Here is a 23,855-nt window from a genome sequence, read left to right as displayed (position 1 = left end):
GAACAACAAGAAATCATGCGCGCTCCGCTCATTGCCCTCGCTTTCGCCGGCCTCCTCGCCACAGCCTCCGCCGCCAGCGCCGTCGATATCGCAGTTCTCACGCCCTATCAGAGCTCGGTTGCCACCAACCAGATGATCAAGGTGTTCGAGGAAAAGGCGAAGACCGCCGGCTGGAATGCCACCGTGGTCGACACGCGCGGCGACATGGGGCAGCTCGCCAGCCGCATCGAGGATGTCACGGCAGCCAAGGTCGGTGCGATCGTGCTGGTCAGCGTCGATCCGAAGCAGATCCAGGATCAGGTCAGCGCCGCCGCCGCGGCCGGCATTCCGGTCGTCGCGATCGATGGCGCGACGGCGCCCGGCGTGATGCTCAACGTCACCTCCGACAATTTCGAACTCGGCACCAAGCTCAGCGACTTCCTGTTCGACAAGCTTGGCCACAAGGGCAACATCGTCAAGTTCTACTATTCGGCGCATCCGGGCGTGCATCAGCGCGAATTGGCGCTTGATGCGGCGCTGAAGACCAATCCCGATATCAAGGTGATCGCCGAGCACTACATGGTCGTGCCCGGGCCGATCGACGATGCGCGCAAGACCACCGAGGACCTGCTGAAGAGCAAGGGCGACCAGATCGACGCGGTCTGGGCGGCGTGGGACGAACCGGCGATCGGCGCCCAGCTGGCGATCGAGGCCGACAAGCCCGATTCGAAGATCATCGTCGCCGGCATCGACGGCAATCCGCAGGCCGTCGAGCTGATCAAGTCCTGCAGCCATATCAAGGGCACGGTCAGCCAGGATTTCGATGCCATGGCGGGCCTTGCCGCCGACGGCCTCACCAAGATCCTCGCCGGCGAAAAGCCTGAAAAGGCCGAGCTCTATGCTCCCGCCAAGCTGATCACGCCCGAGACGCTCGGTGTCACCTGCCCGTGACGAACGCGGGCGAAGGGCGCCAGCCCTTCCTGGTTCTCGCCGGCGTTTCCCGGCATTTCGGCGCCACCCGCGCGCTCGACGGCGCCGATCTCGAGATCGCGCCGGGCGAGGTGCATGCGCTGGTCGGCGAGAACGGCGCCGGCAAGTCGACGCTGATCAAGCTGCTGTCCGGCCTCCACCAGCCCGGCGGCGGCGCGATTCTCGTCGATGGCGCGGCGGCTTCGATTGCGGGGCCGCTCGCGGCGGAGGCGCTCGGCTTCCGCTTCATCCATCAGGAGCTCAATCTGGTCCCGCAGTTCGACACGGTCGGCAATGCCTGGATCGGCCGCCGCCATCCCCATAGGGGGCCGTTCATCGACCGCGCCGCGATGCGCGCGCGTGTGGCGGCGGTGGCGGCTCGCATCGCGCCCGACCTGCCGCTGGACCGGCCGGCCGCGCGGCTGACGCCGGGGCAGCGCCAGATGGCCGAGATCGTGCGTGCGCTGATGACGGACGCCCGCCTCGTCGTCATGGACGAGCCGACCTCAAGCCTCAGCGAGGCCGAGGCCGAGGCCGAGCGGCTGCACGCGGTCGTCCGGCAGCTTTCCGTCTCGGGCACGGCGGTGCTGTTCATCTCGCATCGGCTCGACGAGGTCATGGCGCTGGCCGACGGCTACACCGTGCTGCGTGGTGGCCGCACGGTCGGTGCCGGCCGCGTCAAGGATATCGACCGCGCCGGGCTCGTGCGGCTGATGTCGGGCGGACCGGCCTCAGCTGAAACTTTGCCGAAAGCGGCGCGCCTCGCGCCTTCCGGCGACATAGCACTTTCCGCCAATATCGCCTTCGGCCCCGCCGGCAGCCACGCGGTAATCGAGATCGGCGCCGGCGAGATCGTCGGCCTCTATGGCCTTGTCGGTGCCGGCCGTTCGGCGCTATTGAAGGCGCTGTGGGGCGCCTTGCCAGTCGTCGGGACCATCCGTCTCGCCGGCCGCCCGCTTGCAGGCGGCCCGGCCGGCCGCATCGCGCAGGGCGCCGTCTATGTGCCGGAGGATCGCCGCCGCGAAGGCTTCGCCGGCGCGCTTTCGATCGCCGACAATCTCGCGCTTGCCCATCTTTCCGATTTTCGGCGCATTCCGCGCCTGCCGCTGCCGGCGCGCGGCCAGATCCACGCCTTCGCGCGCGATGTCGGGACGCGGCTCCGCCTCGTGGCGGCCAGTCTCGATAGCTCACCACTAACCCTTTCCGGCGGCAACCAGCAGAAGCTGCTCTTCGGCCGCTGGCTCGGCCGCCCGATCCGCCTCGCGCTGATCGATGAGCCGACGCGCGGTGTCGATGTCGGCGCCAAGGCGGAGATTCACGGCGAGATCCGACGCATCGCCGCTTCAGGCGCCGCCGTGATCGCGGCGACCAGCGACATAGAGGAACTGATGGCGCTCGCCGATCGCGTGCTCGTCATGAATGGCGGCCGCATCGTCGCCGATCTTGCCGGCGCCGTGCTGACGCGCGAGGCGGTCGTAGCCGCCGCCTTTGGACACGCACCGCGCAGCCATCCCCCTCAGCCGAACCGGGCCGCCGCCGTCGCATGACCCTCCTCCGCCGCTATGGCACGCTTCTCGCGCTGGCCCTGATCGTCGCTGTCTTTGCCGTCGCATCGCCGGGTGCCTTCGGGACGGTGGCCAATCTCGTCAACATCACCCAGCAGATGTCGCTGCTCGCGATCGTGGCGATCGGCGCGACGCTGGTGATGGTGGTCGGCGAGTTCGATCTTTCGGTCTCGGCCGTCGTATCCTTCGCCGGCATCGCCGCCGTGTCGCTGTTCGGCGCCGGTCATGGCATAGCGGCGGTGTTCGCGCTGGTCGTCATCGCGGCCCTGGCGATGGGCACTGTTTCGGGCTTTCTCGTCGCGCGCTTCGCTGTGCCGAGCTTCATCGCGACGCTGGCCTTCGGCACGGTCATCGGCGGGCTGACCTTCTGGATCTCGGACGGCGCAACGCTCTTTTCCGGCATTCCGCCGGCCTTTCGCGATCTTGGTCGTGGCACCGTTCTCGGTTTGCCCGTGCCGACGCTCTGGCTGATCGGCACGGCCGTGATCGCCTGGCTGCTGCTCGATGCGACCGAGTTCGGGCGGCGGCTCTATGCGATCGGCGGAAACCGCGAGGCGGCGCGGCTGGTCGGTCTGCCGGTCCGGCGCGACATGATCATCGCCTTCGCGCTTTCGGCAGGCCTTGCCGCGCTCGCCGGTCTCCTGCTGGCCGCACGGCTTGGCAGCGCCCATCCGACTGGCGGCGGCGGCTATCTGCTTTCGGCCTATGCGGCCGTCTTCCTCGGCATGACGGCTTTTCGCGAGGGCGAGCCGAGCGTGCCGGGCACGCTGGTCGGCGCCGCCATCATCGCCGTGGTCTCGAATGGCCTCACCATTCTCGGCGTGCCGAGCTTCCTGCAGGACCTGATGACCGGCGCGATCATTCTCGCCGCCGTCCTCGTGCGCCAGCTCGGCCGCGCTGGCGATTGACAGTTGATAAGTCTGCCATAGTTTTGAGCGGGCGGCGCCTCCCCGCCGCTCCCCTCCCAGGAAAGACCACAACCGATGCCGCAGCAGATTGAGATCGAGACGGCCGATGGCGTATGCCCGGCAAGCCTTCATTCAGCCACGACGCCGTCGACCGCCGGCGTCATCCTCTATATGGACGCCTTCGGCCCGCGGCCGGCGCTCGCCGGCATGGCCGAGCGGCTGGCCGATGCCGGATACAACGTGCTCGTCCCCGATCTCTTCTATCGCTTCGGTGCCTATGGTCCGTTTGCAGCCGACGCCTTCAGCCACGAGACATCGCGTCAGCAACTGATGACCATGATCCGCGGCACCACCCAGACGATGACCGAAGCCGACAGCGGCGCCTATATCGCGGCGCTCACGGCAGCCGGCGCGACCGGCCCGATCGCGACCCTCGGCTATTGCATGGGCGGCGGACGGGCGCTGGTTGCGGCGGCCGCCTATCCGGACCGCGTCGCGGCGGCGCTGTCTTTTCACGGCGGCAATCTCGCGAGCGAGGCTGACGATTCGCCGCATCGGCGCATGGGGAGTGTCCGCGGACGCGTCTATGTCGGCGTGGCCGGGATCGACAACAGCTTCCCGCCGGAACAGTCGGCCCGGCTCGCCGAGGCGCTGCGGACGGCCGAGGTCGACCATATGATCGAGAATTATGTCGTCATGAGCCATGGCTGGGCCGTTCCCGACCACGGCGTCCATGACGCGGCCGGCGACGCGCGCCACTGGAAGCGGCTGCTGATGGTGCTCGAGGAAACGCTCGGCTAAGCCGCCGGACGCATGCGCAGCTTTCGGGCACCGCCAGGCATCGCGGCAAGGGCGGCGCCGGCGACGACCAGCAGGGTGGCCAGTGCAAGGCGCCAGCTCGGCTCGGCCGTGCCGGCCGCGACGAGCAGGATCATCGAGAGCGGCGGCGTCGCATAGGAGAGTGCGCCGAGGACCGCGATGTCGCCTCTCTTCGTCGCATGATCCCAGGCCGCGAATGCGGCGCCGACCGGACCGACGCCGAGAAGGAGGAGCGACAGCGCCGCGCCGCCATCCGGCATGACGAAGGTCTCGCCCGCAGCGAAATGGCCGATCGCGCCAAGCAGGGCGACGGCCACGCAGACCCCGATGATCGGCTCGCTGCCGGTGGCGCCGATCCGGTTGTTCAGCACCGAATAGAGACCCCAGACCAGCGCGCAGGCGAGGGCGCAGCCATAGCCTACCAGCGCGTCGCTGCCGAGCGCGATGCCGCCGAAGCCGACCAGCAGCACGGTCGCGCCGAAGCCGATGGCGCCGCCGACCAGTTGCGGCCAGCCGAGGCGGCTGTCGCCGCCAGGCAAGACGCCGGCAAGGATGACGATCGCCAACGGCCAGAGATAGTTGATGATCGTGACCGGCCCGGCCGGTGCGAGGCGGATCGCGATGAAATAGAGCGCGTGGTAGACGAAGATCCCGCTGATCGCGAGCGCCCAGGCCCGCAGCGGCCATCTGGCGAAGGCGCGCGCTATGCCCATCACGCCGCGGCGCGGCAGGAAGCACAGGAAAAGCGTCACCGCGCCGATCGCGAAGGTGATGGCCAGCGCCTCGAAGGTCGGGATCTCGCGTGACAGGCTGGTCAGGAGCGCGAGGCACGACCAGAACAGGATGGCGAGCGCTCCGGTCGCCGTGGCCATGCGCCGCGCCTTGTCCACGCGTCAGGCCTTCAGCGTGCCGGCGAGCGCATCGATCTCGCTGAAGTCCCTGGCGACGGGATGGCCGTGACCTTCCGGCAGCACCGCCTCGCCGCGATCGAGCGCGATCGTCATCATCCCGGCCTCGCGGGCAGCGTCAAGTTCCGCTGTGTTGTCGGAGAGGAAGAGGATGCGGAAAGGCGGCAGTTCGGCAACCTCTGCGATCGCCGCATAGGAGGCGTGATCGGTCTTGGCGCCGACCGTCGTGTCGAAGAAGCCGGAGAACAGGATGGTCAGATCGCCGAATTCGGTGTGGCCGAAGATAAGCTTCTGCGCCAGCACGGAGCCCGATGAATAGACGTAGAGCGACAGGCCCTCATTGCGCCAGCGGGCCAGAAATTCGGCCGCATCGGGATAAAGATCGCCCTTGAGGGTTCCCGAACGGTATCCGTCTTCCCAGATGAGGCCTTGCAGCGTCTTGAGCGGGGTCGCCTTGCGATCGGCATCGATCCATCCCTGCAGCAGCGCGATGGTCTCGTCCTGCGACAGCGTCGGCTGTCCGGCCAGCGTCCGCGCTTCGGCCAGTGCCGACTGGACGGCCGCTTCGTCGGAATGCTCGGCGACATAACCGGCGAGCCGCTGCCGCGCATAAGGGAACAGCACGTCCTTGACGAAGGCGATCGACGAGGTGGTGCCTTCGATGTCGGTGACGACAGCGCGGATCGGATGGTTCGTCATGTCGTCATCTCCAGGCGGCCGCCTCAGCCGGGATCGCGCTGTCGGCGGCTCCGATCGGGGTTGAAGAGCCGAGGCTTCGCCTCTACTCGATTACGTCTGCGGGGTCATCCCCCTTTTCCGCCGGCGGCGCCGGCATGTCTGGAGAGTTCGTGATGAAAGTTGACGGCGTCGCTTATCGTTCGATCTGGCGTGACGGCAATGAGCCCGCCGTGACGGTGGTCGACCAGACGCTGCTGCCGCATCGCTTCGAAACGCTTCGGATCGAAAGCGTCACCGAGGCGATCGACGCGATCAGGCGGATGGTGGTGCGCGGCGCCCCGCTGATCGGCGTCACCGGCGCCTACGGTTATGCGATGGCGCTGGCCGCCGATGCCTCCGACGCCAATGTCGCCGGCGCCTATGAGGCGCTCTACGCGGCGCGTCCGACGGCGGTCAACCTCCGCTGGGCGCTCGACATCGTCCGCGCGGCCGTCGCCGGCCTGCCGGAGGGCGAGCGCGCGGCCACTGCCTTCGCGACCGCCGACCGCCTGCATGCCGAGGACATCCGCACGAATGGCACGATGGCGGCCAATGGCGCGGCGCTCATTCGCGAGATCTGGGAAGCGAAGGGCCGCTCGGGCCCAGTGAACATTCTCACCCATTGCAACACCGGCTGGATCGCCTGCGTCGACTGGGGCACCGCGCTCGGCGTCGTCTACAGCGCCCATGACAGCGGCATTCCGGTGCATGTCTTCGTCGACGAGACGCGGCCGCGCAACCAGGGTGCCAGCCTCACCACATGGGAACTCGGCTCGCATGGCGTGCCGCATACGCTGATCGTGGACAATGCCGGCGGCCATCTGATGCAGCATGGCGCGATCGACATCTGCCTCGTCGGCGCCGACCGCGTCACCGCCTCGGGCGATGCCTGCAACAAGATCGGCACCTATCTGAAGGCACTGGCCGCGCATGACAATCACGTGCCGTTCTATGTTGTGATGCCCGGCTCGACGATCGATTGGCGCGTCGATGACGGCGTCAAGGAAATCGAGATCGAGGAGCGCGCGAGCGACGAGGTCACGCATATCTCGGGCATCGCCGGCGATGGCACGATCGTGAAGGTGCGCCTGGCGCCGAAGGGCACCAAGGCGGCCAATCCGGCGTTCGACGTGACGCCGGCCCGGCTGCTGACCGGCCTCGTCACCGAGCGCGGCGTCGCCAAGGCGAGCCGAGAGGGCCTGCTCGGGCTCTATCCGGAGCAGGCCGCCTGATCAGGCCGGAGCCGGGTCGCGCCGCGTCACGTCACGCCGCGTCAGGGCAGGCCGGTACCCCGTCACGCCGGAGCCAGGCGCGCCGGTCGGCCCGCGATGTGAGCGCGAAGAGGACGAGCGCCGCCACCTCGAAGAGGGCGGCTGTCCAGCCGATCGCCGTCACCGAGAAGAGATCGATCGCGGCGGCGCCGGCCGTCGCTCCGGCCGCCGTTCCGAGATAGATCGCCGACGAGTTCAGCGACAGCGAGACCGCGGCGAGCGGCGGATCGACCGCGACGAGGCGCACCTGCTGCACAGCGGGCAACGCCCAGCCGAACAAACCCCAGAGGCCGAGCGCGATCACGACGACGACGAGCCCCGCGGCATTGGGGGCAAAGGTCGCGGCCAGCGAGATCGCGATGAAATCGATGGCCAGCGTCGCCAGGACCGCCGTGATGAAGCGGCGCTGATTCCAGCGATCGGCTGCGTAGCCGCCGAAGAAATTGCCTGCGGCGCTCCCGATGCCGACGACGAACAATGCGAAGGCGATCATCGATGGCGAGACGCCAAACACAGCCTTCAGCAGAGCCCCGGCATAGGTACTCACCGTGAAGGCACCCGCGATCGCAAGCACGGTCAGTCCGAGGATCGAGAGCACCTCCGGACGGCGCGCCATGGCGAGCCGCGTATCGAGCGAGACGGCCGGCGGTGCCGCAACCCGGGGCAATTGCGTCATGATTCCAAGGAGCGCAAGGGCGGCGAGCCCGGCGACGCCGACAAAGGTTGCCCGCCAGCCGAGATGCTCGGCGAGAATGGTTCCGGCGGGAACACCGACGACGACCGCGATCGTCATGCCGCTATAGATGATTGCGATGGCGCGGCCGCGCTTTTCCGGGGCGGCGAGCATCGCTGCGGTGCCGGTGGCAGCCGGCGTGAAGGCGGCAGCCGCGAGAGCGAGCAAGACGCGCGAGCCCATCAGCCACCAATAGCCGGGTGCGACCGCGGCGACGAGGTTGGCGAGCGCGAAGGCGGCTATGGCGGCGGCCAGCACCGGCTTTCGAGGCAGGCTCGCCGTGGCGACAGCGGTGAGCGGCGCCGAGATCGCGTAGACGAGGGCGAAGCAGGTCACGAGATGGCCTGCCATCGCCACAGAGACATCAAGATCGGACGCCATGGCCGGCAGGATACCGGCGATCATGAAGCCTTCGGTGCCGATGGCGAAGGTGCCCAGCGACAACCAGATGAGCGAACGCAGCATGGGCGCCTCCAAGAGTTCAACATTTATTGAACAATAGGAGGTGTCAGGCCGCCGGTCAATGAGTTCAACACTTATTGAACTCTGCTATGGAAGTGCCTATCCTTCCATCATGGCCAAGGAGCTCCTCCACCCCGATATCGACCAGATCGATCTCTCTGCCGTGCTCGATGCACTGAGCGACCCGACGCGTCGCGAGATCGTCGCCCATCTCACGGAGGTCGGCGAGGACAGTTGCGGATCGATGAACCCGTTCTCGTCGAAGACGAACCTCACCTATCACCTGGCTCGCCTGCGCGAGGCTGGCGTGACGCGCACGCGGATCGACGGCGCGCGTCGGCTGATCTCGGTGCGGGCGGGCGATATCGAGCAGCGTTTCCCGGGCCTGCTCCCGGCGGTCCTGACGGCCGTCAGGGCGAAGGAGCCCAGCTGAGCCACCAGCAGGGCGTCATTCGGCCATCGAGGGCCGGGCCGTCTGCGGCTTTGTCCGTGTTGCGCCCTGGCGTGCGACGCCATTCGAAACGCAGTAGCAGCGCGTGCCCGAGCGCTGCAGGCGGCCGAGCGGGCAGGTGCCGGCTGCGAGCTGGCACTGGTTCGCATCGAGCGAGGGCATGACCGAAGGCGGCACGCTCTTGATGATCTTCGGCGGATCGAGCCCGATCGAAGGCTGCTTGAACAGTTCTCCTGCCGAGGCGGTGGAGCCGAGCTGAAGCAGCGCCAGCGTCAGGGCAAATCCGCGGCCGAGCCAGGCTGTTTTTCGATCTGACACCATTCCTCGTTCTCCGCCGGCAAACTGCTTCGCATTCCCTCCGCGCCGGATCGCGGCGTCGAAAGCCGCCGCTGCACGGGCTTTCGATCGGGGGGAGCCTATGTTAGGAAGGCCTCGGTTCGGCGGCGGTTCCCTCATCGGGCGCCGGTATGCCGACATGTCGCATATGGCATCCGTCGGGCAATTGCGCCAGACCGGCGCCGAGAAGAGGTAGACTGACGGCAATGGCAGACCGCCCGTCGCGTTACGATTATGAAGCGCTTCTCGCCTGCGGGCGAGGCGAATTGTTCGGCGAAGGCAACGCGCAACTGCCGCTGCCGCCGATGCTGATGTTCGACCGCATCACCTCGATCAGCGAGGAAGGCGGCGAATATGGCAAAGGCCACATCCGCGCCGAACTCGACGTCACGCCGGATCTCTGGTTCTTCGCCTGCCATTTCAAGGGCGACCCGGTGATGCCCGGTTGTCTCGGTCTCGACGCTCTCTGGCAGATGCTCGGCTTCTTCCTCGGCTGGTCCGGCTCCCCGGGCCGCGGGCGCGCGCTCTCGACGGGCGAACTGAAATTCTCCGGCATGGTGCTGCCGAATGTGAAGCTTGTCGAATATGGCGTCGACCTGAAGCGCGTGCTGCGGTCGAAGCTCGTGCTCGGCATTGCCGACGGCTGGCTTAAGGCCGACGGAGAGACCATCTACCGTGCCAAGGACCTGCGCGTCGGCCTGTTCAAGGGCGATGCGGTGCCAGCGGTCGGCTGAGCGGCAGGACCGGCCCGGACCGGGCGGATCGAATTGAAGGACAGCGGACCATGAAGCGGGTCGTCGTCACGGGGATGGGCATCGTCTCGTCCATCGGCAACAACACGCAGGAAGTGCTGGCGAGCCTGCACGAGGCGAAGAGCGGCATTTCCTTCTCAGGCGCGCAGGCCGAACACGGCTTCCGCAGCCATGTCTTCGGCGCGCCGACGCTCGATCCGGCCGAAGTGGTCGATCGCCGCGCCATGCGCTTCCATGGCGGCGGCACCGCCTGGAACCATGTCGCCATGGACCAGGCGATCCGTGACGCCGGGCTCGAGGAGAGCGAGATCTCCAACGAGCGCACCGGCATCATCATGGGCTCCGGCGGTCCCTCTACGCGGACCATCGTTGAGTCGGCGCAGAAGGCACTCGCCTCCGGTTCGTCCAAGAAGGTCGGCCCGCTCGCGGTGCCGAAGGCGATGTCGTCATCGCCCTCGGCGACATTGTCGACCTGGTTCAAGATCAAGGGCGTCAATTATTCGATCTCTTCCGCCTGCGCGACGTCGAACCATTGCATCGGCAATGCCTATGAGACAATTCAGTGGGGCAAGCAGGACCGCGTTTTCGCCGGTGGCTGCGAGGAACTCGACTGGACGCTGACCGTCCTCTTCGACGCGATGGGCGCCCTTTCGTCGCGCTATAACGACACGCCTTCGGTCGCCTCGCGTGCCTATGACGCCAATCGTGACGGCTTCGTCATTTCGGGCGGCGCCGGTGTGCTGGTGCTCGAGGAACTCGAGGTCGCCAAGGCGCGCGGCGCGCGCATCTATGGCGAGATCGTCGGTTATGGCTGCACGTCTGATGGTGCCGACATGGTGGCGCCGTCGGGCGAGGGCGCAGCGCGCTGCATGCGCCAGGCGATCACTCGCGCCGGCAAGATCGACTACATCAACCCGCACGCCACTTCGACGCCGGTCGGCGATCTGAAAGAAATGGAAGCGATCCGCGAGGTGTTCGGGTCGGGCGACGCCTGCCCGCCGATCTCCGCGACCAAGTCGCTGACGGGTCATTCGCAGGGCGCGACGGGCGTGCATGAGGCGATCTATTCGCTCCTGATGCTCAACAACCGTTTCATCACAAAGTCGGCGCATATCGATGAGCTCGACCCGGCCTTCGCCGACATGCCGATCGTGCGCGAGCGCATTGATGACGCGAAGATCGACACCGTGCTCTCCAACAGCTTCGGCTTCGGTGGCACCAACGCTTCGCTGGTCTTCCAGCGCTATGCCGGCTAGAGCGTCGGGCCGAAGAGTGGAATCCGGTTTTCGGAATCATTCGATGCAGAAACAACGAGCTGGATCGCGCCTTGCGCGTCCGGCAGGACGCGGGCGATCCAGCCGGCGGGGAGACCGAGCATGACGACGACGACAACACTGATGGCCGGCAAGCGCGGCCTGGTCATGGGCGTCGCCAATGATCACTCGATCGCCTGGGGCATCGCCAAGGTGCTCGCAAGCCACGGCGCGGAAATGGCCTTCACCTATCAGGGCGAAGCCTTCGGCCGCCGCGTCAAGCCGCTGGCCGAATCGATCGGCGCCAAGCTGCTGATCCCTTGCGACGTCGAGGATCTCGCCTCGGTTGACAGTGTGTTCGAGACGCTGAAGCAGGAATGGGGCGGCATCGACTTCCTGGTCCATGCCATCGCCTTCTCGGACAAGAACGAGCTCAAGGGCCGTTACGCCGATACGACGCGCGAGAACTTCACGCGCACGATGATGATCTCGTGCTTCTCGTTCACCGAGGTGGCGAAGCGCGCCGCCGCGCTGATGCCGAATGGCGGCTCGATCCTGACGCTGACCTTCGGCGGTTCGACGCGCGTCTCGCCAAACTACAATGTCATGGGCGTCGCCAAGGCGGCGCTGGAGTCTTCGGTTCGCTATCTCGCCACCGATTTTGGCGGCGATGAGATCCGCGTCAATGCGATCTCGGCTGGACCCGTGCGCACGCTGGCTGGTGCCGGCATCGCCGATGCGCGGCTCATGTATAATTTCCAGCGCAAGAATGCCCCGCTCCGCCGCACGGTTTCGACGGAGGAGATCGGCGGCACGGCCCTTTATCTGCTGTCGGATCTTTCGACCGGCGTGACCGGCGAGATCCATTTCGTCGATGCCGGCTATAACATCATCGCGATGCCGCGCCTCGATGATCTGAAGGTGCATGAGGCGCAGGCCGAAAGCACCAACGAGGCGGCCGAATAGGCCGTTTGGCCTTTTCTTGTCGCACGATAACCTCCCCGTTGAAGAAGCCCTCCCCGCGCTGAAGGCGGCGCTTGCGGCCGGCCGCAACGCTGTGCTCGTCGCGCCGCCCGGCGCCGGCAAGACGACTCGCGTTCCCCTCGCCCTGCTCGATGCGCCCTGGCGCGGCGACGGCCGTATCATCCTGCTGGAGCCGCGCCGCCTCGCCGCACGTGCTGCCGCGGCGCGCATGGCGGCAACACTCGGCGAAGAGGTCGGCCGCACGGTCGGCTATCGCGTCCGCATGGAGCGGCGGGTTTCGGCCGCAACCCGCATCGAGGTGGTCACCGAGGGCGTGTTCACGCGGATGATCGTTGACGATCCCGCGCTCGACGGCGTCGCGGCGGTCATCTTCGACGAATTTCACGAACGCAGCCTCGATGGCGATCTCGGCCTCGCCTTTGCGCTCGATGCACAGGCCGGTCTGCGGGATGATCTCCGCCTGCTGGTGATGTCGGCCACGATCGACGGTGCCCGTGTCGCGCGGCTGCTCGGAAAGTCCGAAGTCATCGAGAGCCAGGGGCGCATGTTTCCGGTCGAAACGCGCCATTGCGGCCGCGACGCCAGCCGCCGGATCGAGGACGAGACCGCTGCTGTTGTCCGCCGCGCCCTTGGCGAGGAAAGCGGGAGCCTGCTTGTCTTCCTGCCGGGACAGGCGGAAATCCGCCGCACGGCCGAACGGCTTGCCGACAAGCTTCCATCCGGCGTCGAAATTGCGCCGCTCTATGGCGCGCTCGATTTCGCCGCGCAGGATCGCGCCATCCGTCCATCGCTGCCCGGCAAGCGCAAGGTGGTGCTGGCGACCTCCATCGCCGAGACGTCGCTGACCATCGAGGGCGTTCGCGTCGTCATTGACTCAGGGCTTGCGCGCGTCCCGCTCTATGAACCGGCGACGGGCCTGACGCGTCTTGAGACCCGCCGCGTCTCGCGCGCGAGCGCCGATCAGCGCCGGGGCCGCGCCGGACGGACCGAGCCGGGGGTCTGCTACCGGATGTGGGACGAGGGTCAGACCGCGGCGCTCGCGCCGTTTGACCGGCCGGAAATCCTTGACGCCGATCTCTCGCCTTTCGTGCTCGATCTCCTCGCCTGGGGTGTCGATGATCCCGCGCGGCTCGCCTTTCTCGATCCGCCACCCCGTCCGGCCTATGATGAGGCGATGGCGCTGCTCGCGCGGCTCGGAGCGGTGGACGGCGACAGGCGGCTGACAGCCGAGGGGCGGGCGCTTTCTGGCCTCGCGATGCCGCCTCGCCTTGGACATATGCTACGGAAAGCGGCCGCCCTCGAGCTCGGCGGTATCGCCGGCGCTCTCGCAGCGCTGCTCGCGGAACCCGGTCTTGGCGGCAACGGCGTCGACCTCCGCGACCGGCTTGGCAATCTGCGCGGCGCACGCGACCAGCGCAGCCGCGACGCCCTCGCGCTTGGCGCGCGCTTCGCCCGTCGCGTCGGCGCCGATCCGGCGATCGATGGCGCGGCGATCGAACAGGCCGGCCTTCTGCTTGCTTTCGCCTTTCCTGAACGTATCGCGATGGCGCGCGGCGCACCTGGCGCTTTCGTGATGGCCAATGGGCGTGGCGGGGTGCTCGATCCCGCCGATGCGCTGGCGCGTCAGGATTTTCTCGCCGTGGCCAGCCTGCAGGGCGCTGCCGAGAACGCCCGCATTCTCAGCGCGGCGCCATTGACGCTCACCGAGATCGAAGCTGAATTCGGCGATGCGATCGTCGAGGAGGAAACCGTCGCCTTTGACGAGGCGACGGGCTCGGTTCGCGCGCGGCGAAGCCGGCGGTTCGGTCGCCTCGTGCTCAGCGAGGGTGCTGCCGCCCGTCCGTCCGATGCGGCCGTCGTCACGGCGCTCGTCGCGGCCATTCGCCGGCGGGGGATCGGCGCGCTCGCTTTTGAGGGTCAGGCGGGAGCGCTGAGGGCACGGCTCGCCTTTTTGCGCCGGAAGGCAGGCGAGGATTGGCCCGACGTCTCCGACGAAGCGTTGCTGGCGACGCTCGACGATTGGCTTGCGCCGCATCTCCTCGGCAAGCGGCGGCTCGACGCGATCGATGCCGCTTTGCTGCATGAGGCGCTTGCCGCGTTGATCCCGTGGGACCGCAAGGCGATGCTCGACCGGCTCGCTCCGACGCATTTCGATGCGCCGTCGGGCTCGCGCCTGCCGATCGACTATTCAGACCCGAACGGTCCGGTGCTCGAGGTGCGGGTGCAGGAATTGTTCGGGCTCGATCGCCATCCTGTGATCGCCAATGGCGTGCCGTTGACGCTGCATCTTCTTTCGCCGGCCCGCCGGCCGATCCAGATCACCGGTGACCTGCCGTCGTTCTGGCGCGGCTCATGGCGTGACGTCCGCGGTGATCTGCGCGGACGCTATCCAAAGCATCCCTGGCCTGAAGACCCGCTTGCCGCGCCGCCGACCGCGCGGGCGAAACCGCGCGGCACCTGAGAGTTCGGTTCAGCGGCGCCAGTGGCGCCCTTCCGTCGCGACGCCGAAGGTCTCGGGGTGACGGGCATAGGCTGTGAGTCCCGCCAGCGCCGGCTCGGGATGGATGACCACCGAAGTCGGCATCTTGTCCATGAGCGCCTGATGCGGCGCCTTGTCGATGAAGGCGTCGCGGAAGCCGCTTTGCGCCAGGAACGGCGCGATCCGCGCCGCGATGCCGCCGGCGAGAAACACGCCGCCGCGCGCCATGAAGGCGAGCGCGAGATTGCCGGCGAGCCGCCCGAGATGGACGCAGAACAGCGACAGCGCCTCTTCTGCAGCGCCGTCCGAACCATCCATGGCCGCCGCCGTCACCTCGGCGGGGGTGTCGAAACGGGCCTTGGCGCCGTCGGCTGCGATGACGGCCTTGTAGAGCCGCACCAGCCCCGCGCCGCAGAGCAGCGTCTCGCCGGCGATGCGGCGATAGGGGCCGCTGCCGAACGGCTCGTCGATATGCGGCCAGATCTGGAAATCGCGCTCGGTGACCGGGGCAAGATCGATATGGCCGCCTTCGCCGGGGACCGGGAACCAGGTGCCGCGCGCATGAATAAGCGCGGCGGCACCGAGCCCCGTTCCGGGGCCGACCGCGACCTGCGCCGCGTTGGGGACAGCCTCTCCGCTGCCGATCGCAACGAGGTCGTCACGGCCAAGGCCCGGCAGTGACAGGGCCTGCGCCTCGAAATCGTTGAGCAGGATGACTTCGTCGAGCCCGAGCCGCTCGATCATCCGCCGCGGCTCGATGACCCAGGAGCAATTGGTCAGCGGCACGCGGTCGCCCTGCACGGGTCCGGCCACGGCGAGCACCGCCGAGCGCGGCCGCGCTTCCGGCAGCACGGTGGCGGCGATGGCATCGTCGATGGTGGCGAAATCAGCCGTCTGGGCATTCGTGAAGCGACGGGTCGGACCATCGCCGTCGGAGACGAGCGAAAAGCGGGCGTTGGTGCCGCCGATATCGCCGATCAGCGTCGGAAAACGAACGAAATCGCGGTCGGTGGTGGTTTCGGCCATGGTGCCTCGGTCAGCGCTGGAAGGCGCGATCATGTCGGTCGCGCAATGGCGCCAGGATGGGTGATGATGAGTTCGGCGGTAGCGCTGTTGAGCGCCATCGGGATGTCATAGAGTTCCGCAAGGCGGGTCAGCGCCTTGACATCGACATCGTGCGGCATCGGCGTCAGCGGGTCGACGAAGAAGATGAGCGCGGTAATACGCCCTTCGGCAATCATGGCGCCGATCTGCTGATCGCCGCCGAGCGGCCCGCTCTTCAGCCGCGTCACGGGCAGTTCCGGCGCCGCCTCGACGATCCGCGCGCCTGTCGTGCCGGTCGCAAACAGTTCGAAGGCGGCGAGCCGCTTGGCATGGCTCCGCGCGAAGCGAACCATGTCGTCCTTCTTCTGATCATGGGCGACCAGCGCCAAAGCCGGCTTGTTCGGCGTCTCGGTCATGAATGGATTTGCCCCCGCTGGCGACCTCGTGACCGCAAGTGATAGAAAGATCGGGGTCCGACGAAAAGCAGAAAGTGCGCACCATGCCCGTAAATTCGGCGGGCGGCGCAATTCATCGGCAGTGTGTCGGGGCGGCGGCGCGGCGCTTGACGGGCCTGCCCGCGGGGCGCTTCAATCTCGGCGAGGCGCTGCGGAAGGTGGCGCCAGGCCATGAAGGACCCGCTCTTGGACGCCGAACTCTTCGAACGCGCGCGTGCGGTACGCGACAATGCCCACGCGCCCTATTCCCGCTTTCCCGTCGGCGCCGCCATCCGCACCGAGGATGGCCGCGTCTTCGTTGGCGCGAACGTCGAGAACGCGGCTTTTCCTGAGGGCTGGTGCGCGGAGACATCGGCTATCGGCGCCATGATCGCGGCCGGCACCGATGCGGCCAGCCGCCGTATCGCCGCCGTCACGGTGGTTGCCGACCGCGTCGATGGCGGCATCGTCTGCACGCCATGCGGCGGCTGTCGCCAGCGCCTTCGCGAATTCTCGACAGCCTCGACGGTCATCGAATGCCGAGATCCGGCTGGGGCCGGCAGCGCCTTTGGCATTGCCGACCTGCTTCCCTCGGGTTTCACGATCGAATCCCAGTTCTGAGAGGGGTTGCTCTCTCAGATCCAGCCGCCATCCACGACATAGGCCTGATTGGTGCAGCCGCTGGCCTCGTCCGAGGCGAAGAACAACACAGGCTTGGCGATATCCTCGGGATAGAGCTTGCGCTTCAGGCACTGGCTTTCCATCACGCGGGCCTCGGCCTCCGGCGTCAGCCACAGATCGATCTGCCGCTGGGTCATGATCCAGCCGGGCACGACCGAGCAGACGCGGATATTGAACGGGCCGAGGTCGCGCGCCAGGCTGCGGGTCAGACCAAGCACCGCCGATTTCGACGCCGTATAGGCCGGCATGCCGCCAAGGCCGATCATCCAGCTGGTCGAGCCAAGATTGATGATCGCTCCGCCGCCCGCCGCCTTCATGTCGTCGACCACCGCCTGCGCGGCGAAGAACTGGTGGCGCAGATTCACATGGACCCGGTCGTCCCAATATTCGGGCGTCACGTCCTCGAGCTTGTGGCGCTCGTCATGGGCGGCGTTGTTGACGAGGATGGTGATCGGGCCGAAGGCGGCGCGGATATTGGCGATCGCAGCGCGCAGCGCCGCGATGTCGCGCAGGTCGCAATGCTCGAAATGCACGCTGCCCTGGGACGAGAGCTCGGCGACGAGCGCTTCGGACGCCTCGCGGTTGATGTCGAGAAAGCCGACCTTCGCCCCCTGGGCAACGAAATGGCGGACGATGGATTCGCCGATGCCGCTGCCGCCGCCGGTGACGACGACGGTACGGTCCTTGAGACTCGGATAGATGGCGCCGGTCGGCATGGATGCATTCCTCCCTTGATCGTGTTTCGCTGGCGCAAAGGCGCGCCGACCGGCCGCCGCATGCGGCCGGTCACGGTCGTCCGGTCCTGCCGGCGTCAGGTGATGGCTTCGTCCTTGTGGCTCGCGTCGGAGACCAGCGCCTTGTCCAGCACCTTCTGGATGTTGGCCGCGCGGCGGAAGGAGGGCTCCAGCGTCTTGCCGTCCCGGACGGCCTTGACGAAGCGCTGATAGTTGGTCTCGACCGGCTCGAACTCGATGTCGCGCCAGGTGGCGGTGTGCACGTCCTCGCCGATGCAGGCCCTGAGCGTCGACTTGCCGGTGTCGTAGATCATCTCGATCGAGCCCTTGTCGCCATAAACGCGCAGGCGGAGCTGGTCGAGCTGGCCAGGCGCAGTACGCGTTGCCTGGATCGTCCCGATGGCGCCGTTCGAAAAATCGACATTCATCGTGAAGCTGTCATTGGCGTCGAGATCGTACTCGCCGATCTTGTTGCCGGGCGCCTTGTCGAAGGTCTTCAAGCGTCCGAACACATGGGCGACGTCTAGGCCCGAGCCATAGGACGTGAAATCGACGATGTGGATGCCGATATCGCCGAGCGCGCCGTTCGAGCCGTGCTTCTTCGACAGGCGCCACAGCCATTTGCTCTCGCTCGTCCAGTCGCCCCAGGCGTTGCCGACCAGCCAGCTCTGCAGATGCGAGGCCTCGACATGGCGCACGGCGCCGACAGCGCCGTCGAGCACCATCTGCCGGCCCTTCTGCAGGGCAGGAGAGTTTCGGTAGGTGAAGTTCACCATGCCGACCTTGCCGGCGGCTTCGATCGCCTCCGTCATCTCCATCGCCTTGCCGGCGTCGGTGGCGAGCGGCTTCTCGCAGAACACATGCTTGCCGGCGGCGATCGCCAGCATCGTCGTCGGATAATGGATCCGATCGGGCGTCACATTGGCGACGGCGTCGAATTCACCCCAGGCCAGCGCCTCTTCCAGCGTGCCGAACTGCCGGGGCAGGTTATGTTCAGCCGCGAAGGCTGCAAGGCGTTCGGGCACGACATCCACGCCGCCGACCAGGGTAACGCCATCGATCGCGGCGAAATTGCGGGCATGGGCCGCAGCCATGCCGCCGGTGCCGAGAATAAGCAGTCGCATCAAATTCCTCCCGATGAGATCATCGCCGACTCCTTGCAGTGGTCGGCTGGTGGCTCACTTAACGTCAGTCAGCCGAAAGATTCCAGCCACCTGCGGTGCGTACGTCATCGCGATGGTGTGATCACCGCTTGGAGGGAGGCAGAACGTGGATTTCGCGCGGCCTGTCGGGCTGTGGTCTCGCCATTCGTCCTCTGGATTGCAGGAGGAATCGATGATGAAGCATGCTCGAGACGGTGATCTTCGCATCGTGGCGGAGGGACTGCTGCTGCCCGAATCGCCGCGCTGGCATGCCGGGCTGCTGTGGCTGTCGGATTGGGGCGCAGGCGAGATCAAGCGCATCGAAGCAAATGGGGAAGTGACGGTGATCGCGTCCGTCGACGCGCTGCCCTTTTCCTTCGCCTTCATGCCCGATGGCGAAATGGCGCTGATCGCCGGCACGATGTTATCGATCCGCCGTCCCGACGGGCACTTTGCGCCGCATGCCGATCTCTCCGGCCTCTCGCCGAAGCCATGGAACGAGATCGTCGTCGACGAACGGGGCGCGCCTATGTCAACACGATCGGCTTCGATTTTCCGGGCGGTGAATTCCGTCCGGGGCGCGTCGCATCGATCTCCGTAGAGGGCGCGGTCCGTCTCGAGGCAGACGACGTCGCCTTCCCCAATGGCATGGCGATCAGTCCCGATGGCCAGACGCTCGTGCTCGGCGAATCCTATGCGAGCTGTCTGACGGCATTCACGATCGGCGGCGACGGCGCGCTGACGGCACGGCGACGTCTTGCCGAACTTCCCGGCTTTCATCCTGATGGCATCACGATGGACGCGGAAGGCGCGATCTGGTTCGCAGATGTGCCGAACCGCTGCTGTTGCCGGGTCGCTGTGGATGGCACGCTCCTCCAGCGCATCGATGTCGATCGCGGTTGCTTTGCCTGCATGCTGGGCGGCGCCGACGGGAGGACGCTGTTCATTCTCGCCGCCGACTGGAAGGGACCAGAGGCGATCGGACGCGGCGGACCGAGCGGACGCGTTCTCGCCGTGGAGGTCGCCGTGCCCCGCGCCGGCTGGCCGTAGCGCTCAGTCGGGCCGTCCGGGCTCCGAAAGCTCGACGAGATTGCCGTCTGGATCGCGCAGATAGAGCGAGGCGAACGCGCCCGCGGCACCCTCGCGCGGCACGGGGCCGAGTTCGATCGCCACGCCGGCCGCTTCAAGATGCGCGGCAACGTCGGAAAGAGGCGTCGCCACGATGAAGCAGAGATCGGCCGAGCCGGGCGTTGGACGGCTGGCCTTCGGCTCGAATTCGCGTCCGACCTCGTGCAGGTTGATCTGCTGCGCGCCGAAGCGTAGCGCCTTGCGTCCCTCCCCGAAGGTGACGACCGCCATGCCGAGGACCCCGCCATAGAAGGCGAGGCTCGCCTCGATGCTGGCGACCGTCAGGACCAGATGGTCGAGCCGCGCGACGCGGATCATGTCGTTCAGTCGAGACCCTCGAAGAGCGCCGTGGAGAGATAGCGTTCGGCAAAGGAGGGAATGATCAGCACGATATTCTTGCCGGCCATTTCCGGACGCTGTCCGATCGCAACCGCCGCCGCGATCGCCGCGCCGGAGGAGATGCCGACCGGGATGCCTTCGAGCCGTGCGGCGAGGCGGGCATAATCGAGCGCCTCGGCGCTCTCGACCTGGATCACCTCGTCATAAACAGACGTGTCGAGCACGCCGGGCACGAAGCCGGCACCGATGCCCTGGATCTTGTGCGGTCCCGGCGCGCCGCCGGAGAGAACCGGGCTTTCTTTCGGTTCGACGGCGACGACCCTCAGTCCCGGCTTTCTCGGCTTCAGCACCTGGCCGACGCCAGTGATCGTGCCGCCGGTGCCGACGCCCGAGACGAAGACGTCAATGGCGCCATGCGTATCGTTCCAGATCTCCTCGGCGGTCGTCTGGCGATGGATCTCGGGATTGGCGGGGTTCTGGAACTGCTGCGGGATGATCGCGTCGCCGATCTCGGCCACGAGTTCCTCGGCGCGGGCGATGGCGCCCTTCATGCCCTTCGGTCCCTCGGTCAGCACGAGTTCGGCGCCGAGGAGCTTCAGCATCTTGCGGCGCTCGACCGACATCGTCTCGGGCATGACCAGGATGAGCCGATAGCCCCGCGCCGCGGCGACGAAGGCGAGCGCGATGCCGGTATTGCCCGAAGTCGGCTCGATCAGCACGGTCTTGCCGGGCGTGATGCGGCCGTCCGCCTCGAGGGCGTCGATCATGGCGACGCCGATGCGGTCCTTGACGCTGGCGATCGGATTGAAGAATTCGAGCTTGGCAAGGAGGTTGGCCTTGACGCCCTTCGCCTCGGCGATCCGCTTCAGCCGGACGATCGGCGTGTCGCCGATCGTGTCGGTGATGGATTCGTAGATGCGGCCGCGGCCACGCGGGGCGGCGGTTGATTCCTCGGTCATGGCTTTTCCTCGGCTGCGAAGCGTTGTTGGTTGGAGCGAGCCTAGTTCAACCGCCGCCGCCGGTCGAGCCGAAGCCGCCGCCGCCGCGGCTTGTCTCATCGGTGAAGGCCTCGACTTCGGCGAAGCGTGGCCGCACCACGGGCAGGAACATCATCTGCGCGATGCGGGCGCCCGGCTCGATAACCACGGGCGGTCCCCCCGGCGGGTTGCGGTTCACGAGGCTCGCCATGATCGGTCCCTGATAGTCGGCGTCGATCAGCCCGGCGCCATTGCCGAGCACGAGGCCCTGCTTATGGCCAAGGCCGGAGCGCGGCAGGATCACGGCGCAGAGGAAGGGATCGCGGATGAAGATCGCAAAGCCGGCCGGCACCAGCACCGCCGGGGCCCCGGGTACGAGCGTCAGCGGAGCGTCGATGCAGGCGTGCAGATCGATGGCGGCCGCCGAGGCGCTTTGATAGGCCGGCAGTCCCCAGCTCGCGAGGCGCGGGTCGAGGATCTTCAGCTCGATGGAGGGTTCGGATGGCATTGAGGTCTCTTGCTCAAGGGGCGGGCGACCCGCCGTCGCCCGGCGTCGGTGCCGGCGGCGTCGGCAGGCGGATGCGCGTCGAGAAATCGAGCGCCGCGCCGGCTGCGCGCGCCCGTTCGCTGATCGCGGCCGCGCTGCGGAACTCGTCCAGCGTCATGCCGGCCGGGTGACTCTGGCGGTCGAAGAGATAGCCGGGCAGATAGCCGGAGATGAGGATGCGCCAGTCGAGCGGCAGGCCGGGGTCGAGCGCGCGGACGAGGCGGAAGACGACGGTCGTGCAGTTGGCCGTGAGCGAATTGTAGAAGCGCGGCGTGGCCGCGAGATCGTTGCCGAGTTCGATATAGGAGAGGAAGAGCTGCCGCATGGCCGGTTTCGGCATCGTCAGCGGATAGAGATAGACATCCTCGCCGCGGACATTCGTCCTGAGCTTGACGACATCGCGCTCGTCGGCGCCGATCAGGACAAGCTCGAATTCACGGAAGAAGCCGCCGAGTGCCGAGAACGTCTCCTGCGCCTCTGGCCGGATTTCGGCCGAGAAGGCGATGTGGTCGCCATTGTCGAAGCCGAACGAGACAATGGCATGGGCCAGCGCCGGGCCATCCCAATAGGCAAGGATCAGGTCGACCGAGGAGAGCGTGGAAAGATCATAGCGCCGCGTGCCCCAGCGCGGCGTGAACTCCATTTCCGAGCGCCAGTCGAAATCGCGGACATTCTGCAGCGTCGCGATGTTCCCCGCGACCGTCCCGGTCACGCCGTGTTCGACGGCGTCGGCCCAGTCACGATCATTCGACGGGCGAATGGTCGACCACCAGCCGAGCACGGCCAGGAAAGCGAGGCCATAGACGATGCGCGAGCGCCAGGTCGGCTTCACGATTTCGTTGAGCACGATCGCGACGACGAAGATTGCCCAGATGACGATGGCGATGACGACGGCCTGCTGGCCGAAGGGCAGCTGGAACCAGAAGGCCAGCGCAACCCAGCCTCCCGTGAGGAGGATCACCAGCGCGAACAGGAGCCGGCCGAGCCCGCGCAGGACGATCATCGTGGAATCCGCCCGGCGATCCAGTCGACGAGCCGGCGCGCCACTTCGTCCTTGCCGAGACGCGGCCAGCGATCGACGCCTTCATGGGTCACCAGAGCGACTTCGTTGTCGGCGCCGCCCATGACGCCGCTTTCTGGCGAGACGTCATTGGCGACGATGAGATCGGCGCCCTTCCGCGCGAGCTTGGCGCGGGCATGGTCGAGAAGCGCATCGGTCTCGGCCGCGAAGCCCACCACGAAACCCGGCCGCCCAGCGGGACGATGGGCGATCGTGGCGAGGATGTCGGGGTTTTCGGTCATGGTGAGCGGGGGAACGCGGCCGCTGCCGTCCTTCTTGATCTTGCCGCTTGCCTCGGCCGACGGGCGCCAGTCTGCAACCGCCGCGGCGAAGATCGCGATATCGGCTGGCAGCGCCGCTTCCACAGCGGCGAGCATCGCCCGCGCCGTCTCGACGCCGACAGCGGTAACGCCGACCGGCGGCGGGATCGCGACGGGGCCATGTACCAGCGTCACCCGGGCGCCCGCCCTTGCGGCGGCGGCGGCGATGGCGAAGCCCTGCTTGCCCGAGGAACGGTTGGCGATGTAGCGCACCGGGTCGATCGGCTCATGGGTCGGCCCCGCCGTCACGAGAACATGCTTGCCCGCGAGCGGCTTCTCGCCAGGCGCGAGCAGCGCCTCGGCGGCGGCGGTGATCTCGAGCGGCTCGCTCATGCGACCGGTGCCGGCTTCGCCGCGCTCGGCCATCTCGCCGCTCGCCGGGCCGACAAAAGCAATTCCGTCTGCTATCAGGCGTGCGACGTTGCGCTGTGTCGCCTTGTGGTTCCACATCGCCGGGTTCATCGCTGGCGCGATCAGGACCGGCGCGTTGGTCGCGAGCAGCACGGCGGTGGCGAGGTCGTCGGCAAGGCCAGCTGCCATCTTCGCCATCAGATCGGCCGTCGCTGGCGAGACGATGACGAGATCGGCGCCGCGCGCCAGGCGGATATGGCCGACATCCTGCTCGGCCTCGCGGTCGAAGAGTTCGGTATAGACGGTACCGCCGGCCAGCGCGCCAGCGGCGAGCGGCGTCACGAACTGGCAGGCCGCGCGCGTCATGACGACGGTGACCGCCGCGCCGCGTTCCTTGAGCCGGCGGATGAGGTCGAGCGCCTTGTAGGCTGCAATGCCGCCGCCGATGACGAGAAGGATGGCGCGGCTGGCGAGCGGACCTGGCGTGGCGTCGGTCATGCGGCTTCTCCCTT

Annotated in this window: 26 protein-coding genes; 13 read left to right on the top strand and 13 right to left on the bottom strand. The window is 67.3% G+C overall.

Annotation, left to right across the window (positions count from 1 at the left end):
* The first annotated feature begins 15 nt into the window (after nt 1-15).
* The 4 genes from LB518_RS12370 (at nt 16) to LB518_RS12355 (ending at nt 4,222) form a co-directional block, all read left to right on the top strand.
* On the top strand, nt 16-930 hold the full coding sequence (locus LB518_RS12370) for a sugar ABC transporter substrate-binding protein (RefSeq protein ID WP_224577811.1): 915 nt from the start codon (nt 16-18) through the stop codon (nt 928-930).
* The gene (locus LB518_RS12365) at nt 927-2,495 is read left to right on the top strand and encodes a sugar ABC transporter ATP-binding protein (RefSeq protein WP_224577810.1); all 1,569 of its coding nucleotides are present in this window, start codon (nt 927-929) and stop codon (nt 2,493-2,495) included. The genes LB518_RS12370 and LB518_RS12365 overlap by 4 nt, the downstream gene beginning before the upstream one ends.
* Nucleotides 2,492-3,421: an ABC transporter permease gene (locus LB518_RS12360; protein WP_224577809.1), complete on the top strand. Its 930-nt coding sequence runs from the start codon at nt 2,492-2,494 to the stop codon at nt 3,419-3,421. The genes LB518_RS12365 and LB518_RS12360 overlap by 4 nt, the downstream gene beginning before the upstream one ends.
* Before the next feature lie 75 nt (nt 3,422-3,496).
* On the top strand, nt 3,497-4,222 hold the full coding sequence (locus LB518_RS12355) for a dienelactone hydrolase family protein (RefSeq protein WP_224577808.1): 726 nt from the start codon (nt 3,497-3,499) through the stop codon (nt 4,220-4,222).
* On the opposite strand, the gene LB518_RS12350 is transcribed toward LB518_RS12355, so the two are convergent.
* Together LB518_RS12350 and mtnC are read right to left on the bottom strand one after the other, a co-directional pair.
* Nucleotides 4,219-5,112, bottom strand: a complete 894-nt coding sequence (locus LB518_RS12350; protein WP_224577807.1) for a DMT family transporter — start codon at nt 5,110-5,112, stop codon at nt 4,219-4,221. The genes LB518_RS12355 and LB518_RS12350 overlap by 4 nt on opposite strands.
* 21 nt (nt 5,113-5,133) lie before the next feature.
* Complete coding sequence (gene mtnC / locus LB518_RS12345) at nt 5,134-5,847, bottom strand: acireductone synthase (RefSeq protein ID WP_224577806.1); 714 nt, start codon at nt 5,845-5,847, stop codon at nt 5,134-5,136.
* Between the two features lie 152 nt (nt 5,848-5,999).
* Here mtnC and mtnA point away from each other — a divergent pair, with 152 nt between their 5' ends.
* The gene (mtnA, locus tag LB518_RS12340) at nt 6,000-7,097 is read left to right on the top strand and encodes an S-methyl-5-thioribose-1-phosphate isomerase (protein WP_224577805.1); all 1,098 of its coding nucleotides are present in this window, start codon (nt 6,000-6,002) and stop codon (nt 7,095-7,097) included.
* 31 nt (nt 7,098-7,128) lie between these two features.
* Here mtnA and LB518_RS12335 read toward each other — a convergent pair whose 3' ends face one another.
* Nucleotides 7,129-8,334, bottom strand: coding sequence for an MFS transporter (locus LB518_RS12335; RefSeq protein ID WP_224577804.1), 1,206 nt, complete (start codon nt 8,332-8,334; stop codon nt 7,129-7,131).
* Between the two features lie 58 nt (nt 8,335-8,392).
* On the opposite strand from LB518_RS12335, the gene LB518_RS12330 reads away from it, so the two are divergent.
* Nucleotides 8,393-8,764, top strand: a complete 372-nt coding sequence (locus LB518_RS12330; protein WP_224577803.1) for an ArsR/SmtB family transcription factor — start codon at nt 8,393-8,395, stop codon at nt 8,762-8,764.
* Nucleotides 8,765-8,779: 15 nt separating this feature from the next.
* Here LB518_RS12330 and LB518_RS12325 read toward each other — a convergent pair whose 3' ends face one another.
* Nucleotides 8,780-9,103 (bottom strand): hypothetical protein, encoded by a 324-nt coding sequence (locus tag LB518_RS12325; protein ID WP_224577802.1) that lies wholly within the window; start codon nt 9,101-9,103, stop codon nt 8,780-8,782.
* A 221-nt stretch (nt 9,104-9,324) separates the two neighbouring features.
* On the opposite strand from LB518_RS12325, the gene fabA reads away from it, so the two are divergent.
* The 4 genes from fabA to hrpB all read left to right on the top strand — a co-directional run bounded on the left by fabA (nt 9,325) and on the right by hrpB (nt 14,568).
* Nucleotides 9,325-9,852: a 3-hydroxyacyl-[acyl-carrier-protein] dehydratase FabA gene (gene fabA, locus LB518_RS12320; protein ID WP_224577801.1), complete on the top strand. Its 528-nt coding sequence runs from the start codon at nt 9,325-9,327 to the stop codon at nt 9,850-9,852.
* Between the two features lie 50 nt (nt 9,853-9,902).
* The gene (gene fabB / locus LB518_RS12315) at nt 9,903-11,126 is read left to right on the top strand and encodes a beta-ketoacyl-ACP synthase I (RefSeq protein ID WP_224577800.1); all 1,224 of its coding nucleotides are present in this window, start codon (nt 9,903-9,905) and stop codon (nt 11,124-11,126) included.
* A 120-nt stretch (nt 11,127-11,246) separates the two neighbouring features.
* The gene (fabI, locus tag LB518_RS12310) at nt 11,247-12,089 is read left to right on the top strand and encodes an enoyl-ACP reductase FabI (protein ID WP_224577799.1); all 843 of its coding nucleotides are present in this window, start codon (nt 11,247-11,249) and stop codon (nt 12,087-12,089) included.
* A 16-nt stretch (nt 12,090-12,105) separates the two neighbouring features.
* Nucleotides 12,106-14,568, top strand: a complete 2,463-nt coding sequence (hrpB, locus tag LB518_RS12305) for an ATP-dependent helicase HrpB (RefSeq protein WP_502845825.1) — start codon at nt 12,106-12,108, stop codon at nt 14,566-14,568.
* Between the two features lie 9 nt (nt 14,569-14,577).
* On the opposite strand, the gene glk is transcribed toward hrpB, so the two are convergent.
* Nucleotides 14,578-15,612, bottom strand: coding sequence for a glucokinase (glk, locus tag LB518_RS12300; protein WP_224577797.1), 1,035 nt, complete (start codon nt 15,610-15,612; stop codon nt 14,578-14,580).
* Between the two features lie 29 nt (nt 15,613-15,641).
* Nucleotides 15,642-16,046, bottom strand: coding sequence for a methylglyoxal synthase (locus LB518_RS12295; RefSeq protein WP_224577796.1), 405 nt, complete (start codon nt 16,044-16,046; stop codon nt 15,642-15,644).
* Nucleotides 16,047-16,271: 225 nt separating this feature from the next.
* Between LB518_RS12295 and cdd the strand changes: the two genes are divergently transcribed.
* Nucleotides 16,272-16,685: a cytidine deaminase gene (gene cdd / locus LB518_RS12290; protein ID WP_353619950.1), complete on the top strand. Its 414-nt coding sequence runs from the start codon at nt 16,272-16,274 to the stop codon at nt 16,683-16,685.
* Between the two features lie 14 nt (nt 16,686-16,699).
* Here cdd and LB518_RS12285 read toward each other — a convergent pair whose 3' ends face one another.
* Both LB518_RS12285 and LB518_RS12280 read right to left on the bottom strand, forming a co-directional pair.
* On the bottom strand, nt 16,700-17,461 hold the full coding sequence (locus LB518_RS12285; RefSeq protein ID WP_224577794.1) for an SDR family NAD(P)-dependent oxidoreductase: 762 nt from the start codon (nt 17,459-17,461) through the stop codon (nt 16,700-16,702).
* Nucleotides 17,462-17,556: 95 nt separating this feature from the next.
* A complete protein-coding gene (locus LB518_RS12280; RefSeq protein WP_224577793.1) occupies nt 17,557-18,603 on the bottom strand; it encodes a Gfo/Idh/MocA family protein in 1,047 nt (348 codons plus the stop codon).
* A gap of 211 nt (nt 18,604-18,814) precedes the next feature.
* Here LB518_RS12280 and LB518_RS12275 point away from each other — a divergent pair, with 211 nt between their 5' ends.
* A complete protein-coding gene (locus LB518_RS12275) occupies nt 18,815-19,222 on the top strand; it encodes an SMP-30/gluconolactonase/LRE family protein (protein WP_224577792.1) in 408 nt (135 codons plus the stop codon).
* Nucleotides 19,114-19,671, top strand: coding sequence for an SMP-30/gluconolactonase/LRE family protein (locus LB518_RS12270; RefSeq protein ID WP_224577791.1), 558 nt, complete (start codon nt 19,114-19,116; stop codon nt 19,669-19,671). Before LB518_RS12275 ends, LB518_RS12270 begins: the two co-directional genes overlap by 109 nt.
* Before the next feature lie 3 nt (nt 19,672-19,674).
* On the opposite strand, the gene LB518_RS12265 is transcribed toward LB518_RS12270, so the two are convergent.
* Genes LB518_RS12265 through coaBC form a run of 5 tightly spaced genes read right to left on the bottom strand, consistent with a single transcriptional unit; the run spans nt 19,675 to nt 23,841 of the window.
* Nucleotides 19,675-20,067, bottom strand: a complete 393-nt coding sequence (locus tag LB518_RS12265; RefSeq protein WP_224577790.1) for a VOC family protein — start codon at nt 20,065-20,067, stop codon at nt 19,675-19,677.
* Between the two features lie 5 nt (nt 20,068-20,072).
* Nucleotides 20,073-21,047 (bottom strand): cysteine synthase A, encoded by a 975-nt coding sequence (cysK, locus tag LB518_RS12260; protein WP_224577789.1) that lies wholly within the window; start codon nt 21,045-21,047, stop codon nt 20,073-20,075.
* A 46-nt stretch (nt 21,048-21,093) separates the two neighbouring features.
* A complete protein-coding gene (gene dut / locus LB518_RS12255; RefSeq protein ID WP_224577788.1) occupies nt 21,094-21,573 on the bottom strand; it encodes a dUTP diphosphatase in 480 nt (159 codons plus the stop codon).
* Nucleotides 21,574-21,586: 13 nt separating this feature from the next.
* Nucleotides 21,587-22,615, bottom strand: a complete 1,029-nt coding sequence (locus tag LB518_RS12250) for an Lnb N-terminal periplasmic domain-containing protein (RefSeq protein WP_224577787.1) — start codon at nt 22,613-22,615, stop codon at nt 21,587-21,589.
* The gene (gene coaBC / locus LB518_RS12245; RefSeq protein ID WP_224577786.1) at nt 22,612-23,841 is read right to left on the bottom strand and encodes a bifunctional phosphopantothenoylcysteine decarboxylase/phosphopantothenate--cysteine ligase CoaBC; all 1,230 of its coding nucleotides are present in this window, start codon (nt 23,839-23,841) and stop codon (nt 22,612-22,614) included. The genes LB518_RS12250 and coaBC overlap by 4 nt, the downstream gene beginning before the upstream one ends.
* Nucleotides 23,842-23,855: the final 14 nt, after the last annotated feature.

It is taken from the genome of Mesorhizobium sp. BR1-1-16 (genome assembly GCF_020165495.1).
Lineage (GTDB): Bacteria > Pseudomonadota > Alphaproteobacteria > Rhizobiales > Kaistiaceae > Kaistia.
This window is presented reverse-complemented; position numbering and strand designations above follow the sequence as displayed.

What these genes read in the sequence shown, in the direction of transcription:
- LB518_RS12270 (WP_224577791.1), top strand. Translation starts at nt 19,114, where the DNA reads ATGGAACGAGATCGTCGTCGACGAACGGGGCGCGCCTATGTCAACACG.
- cysK (WP_224577789.1), bottom strand. Translation starts at nt 21,047, where the DNA reads ATGACCGAGGAATCAACCGCCGCCCCGCGTGGCCGCGGCCGCATCTAC.
- LB518_RS12355 (WP_224577808.1), top strand. Translation starts at nt 3,497, where the DNA reads ATGCCGCAGCAGATTGAGATCGAGACGGCCGATGGCGTATGCCCGGCA.
- mtnA (WP_224577805.1), top strand. Translation starts at nt 6,000, where the DNA reads ATGAAAGTTGACGGCGTCGCTTATCGTTCGATCTGGCGTGACGGCAAT.
- fabA (WP_224577801.1), top strand. Translation starts at nt 9,325, where the DNA reads ATGGCAGACCGCCCGTCGCGTTACGATTATGAAGCGCTTCTCGCCTGC.
- LB518_RS12295 (WP_224577796.1), bottom strand. Translation starts at nt 16,046, where the DNA reads ATGACCGAGACGCCGAACAAGCCGGCTTTGGCGCTGGTCGCCCATGAT.
- glk (WP_224577797.1), bottom strand. Translation starts at nt 15,612, where the DNA reads ATGGCCGAAACCACCACCGACCGCGATTTCGTTCGTTTTCCGACGCTG.
- LB518_RS12250 (WP_224577787.1), bottom strand. Translation starts at nt 22,615, where the DNA reads ATGATCGTCCTGCGCGGGCTCGGCCGGCTCCTGTTCGCGCTGGTGATC.
- fabB (WP_224577800.1), top strand. Translation starts at nt 9,903, where the DNA reads ATGAAGCGGGTCGTCGTCACGGGGATGGGCATCGTCTCGTCCATCGGC.
- LB518_RS12350 (WP_224577807.1), bottom strand. Translation starts at nt 5,112, where the DNA reads ATGGCCACGGCGACCGGAGCGCTCGCCATCCTGTTCTGGTCGTGCCTC.
- LB518_RS12325 (WP_224577802.1), bottom strand. Translation starts at nt 9,103, where the DNA reads ATGGTGTCAGATCGAAAAACAGCCTGGCTCGGCCGCGGATTTGCCCTG.
- LB518_RS12370 (WP_224577811.1), top strand. Translation starts at nt 16, where the DNA reads ATGCGCGCTCCGCTCATTGCCCTCGCTTTCGCCGGCCTCCTCGCCACA.
- LB518_RS12330 (WP_224577803.1), top strand. Translation starts at nt 8,393, where the DNA reads ATGAGTTCAACACTTATTGAACTCTGCTATGGAAGTGCCTATCCTTCC.
- LB518_RS12265 (WP_224577790.1), bottom strand. Translation starts at nt 20,067, where the DNA reads ATGATCCGCGTCGCGCGGCTCGACCATCTGGTCCTGACGGTCGCCAGC.
- fabI (WP_224577799.1), top strand. Translation starts at nt 11,247, where the DNA reads ATGACGACGACGACAACACTGATGGCCGGCAAGCGCGGCCTGGTCATG.
- dut (WP_224577788.1), bottom strand. Translation starts at nt 21,573, where the DNA reads ATGCCATCCGAACCCTCCATCGAGCTGAAGATCCTCGACCCGCGCCTC.
- coaBC (WP_224577786.1), bottom strand. Translation starts at nt 23,841, where the DNA reads ATGACCGACGCCACGCCAGGTCCGCTCGCCAGCCGCGCCATCCTTCTC.
- LB518_RS12335 (WP_224577804.1), bottom strand. Translation starts at nt 8,334, where the DNA reads ATGCTGCGTTCGCTCATCTGGTTGTCGCTGGGCACCTTCGCCATCGGC.
- LB518_RS12360 (WP_224577809.1), top strand. Translation starts at nt 2,492, where the DNA reads ATGACCCTCCTCCGCCGCTATGGCACGCTTCTCGCGCTGGCCCTGATC.
- LB518_RS12280 (WP_224577793.1), bottom strand. Translation starts at nt 18,603, where the DNA reads ATGCGACTGCTTATTCTCGGCACCGGCGGCATGGCTGCGGCCCATGCC.
- LB518_RS12285 (WP_224577794.1), bottom strand. Translation starts at nt 17,461, where the DNA reads ATGCCGACCGGCGCCATCTATCCGAGTCTCAAGGACCGTACCGTCGTC.
- LB518_RS12275 (WP_224577792.1), top strand. Translation starts at nt 18,815, where the DNA reads ATGATGAAGCATGCTCGAGACGGTGATCTTCGCATCGTGGCGGAGGGA.
- mtnC (WP_224577806.1), bottom strand. Translation starts at nt 5,847, where the DNA reads ATGACGAACCATCCGATCCGCGCTGTCGTCACCGACATCGAAGGCACC.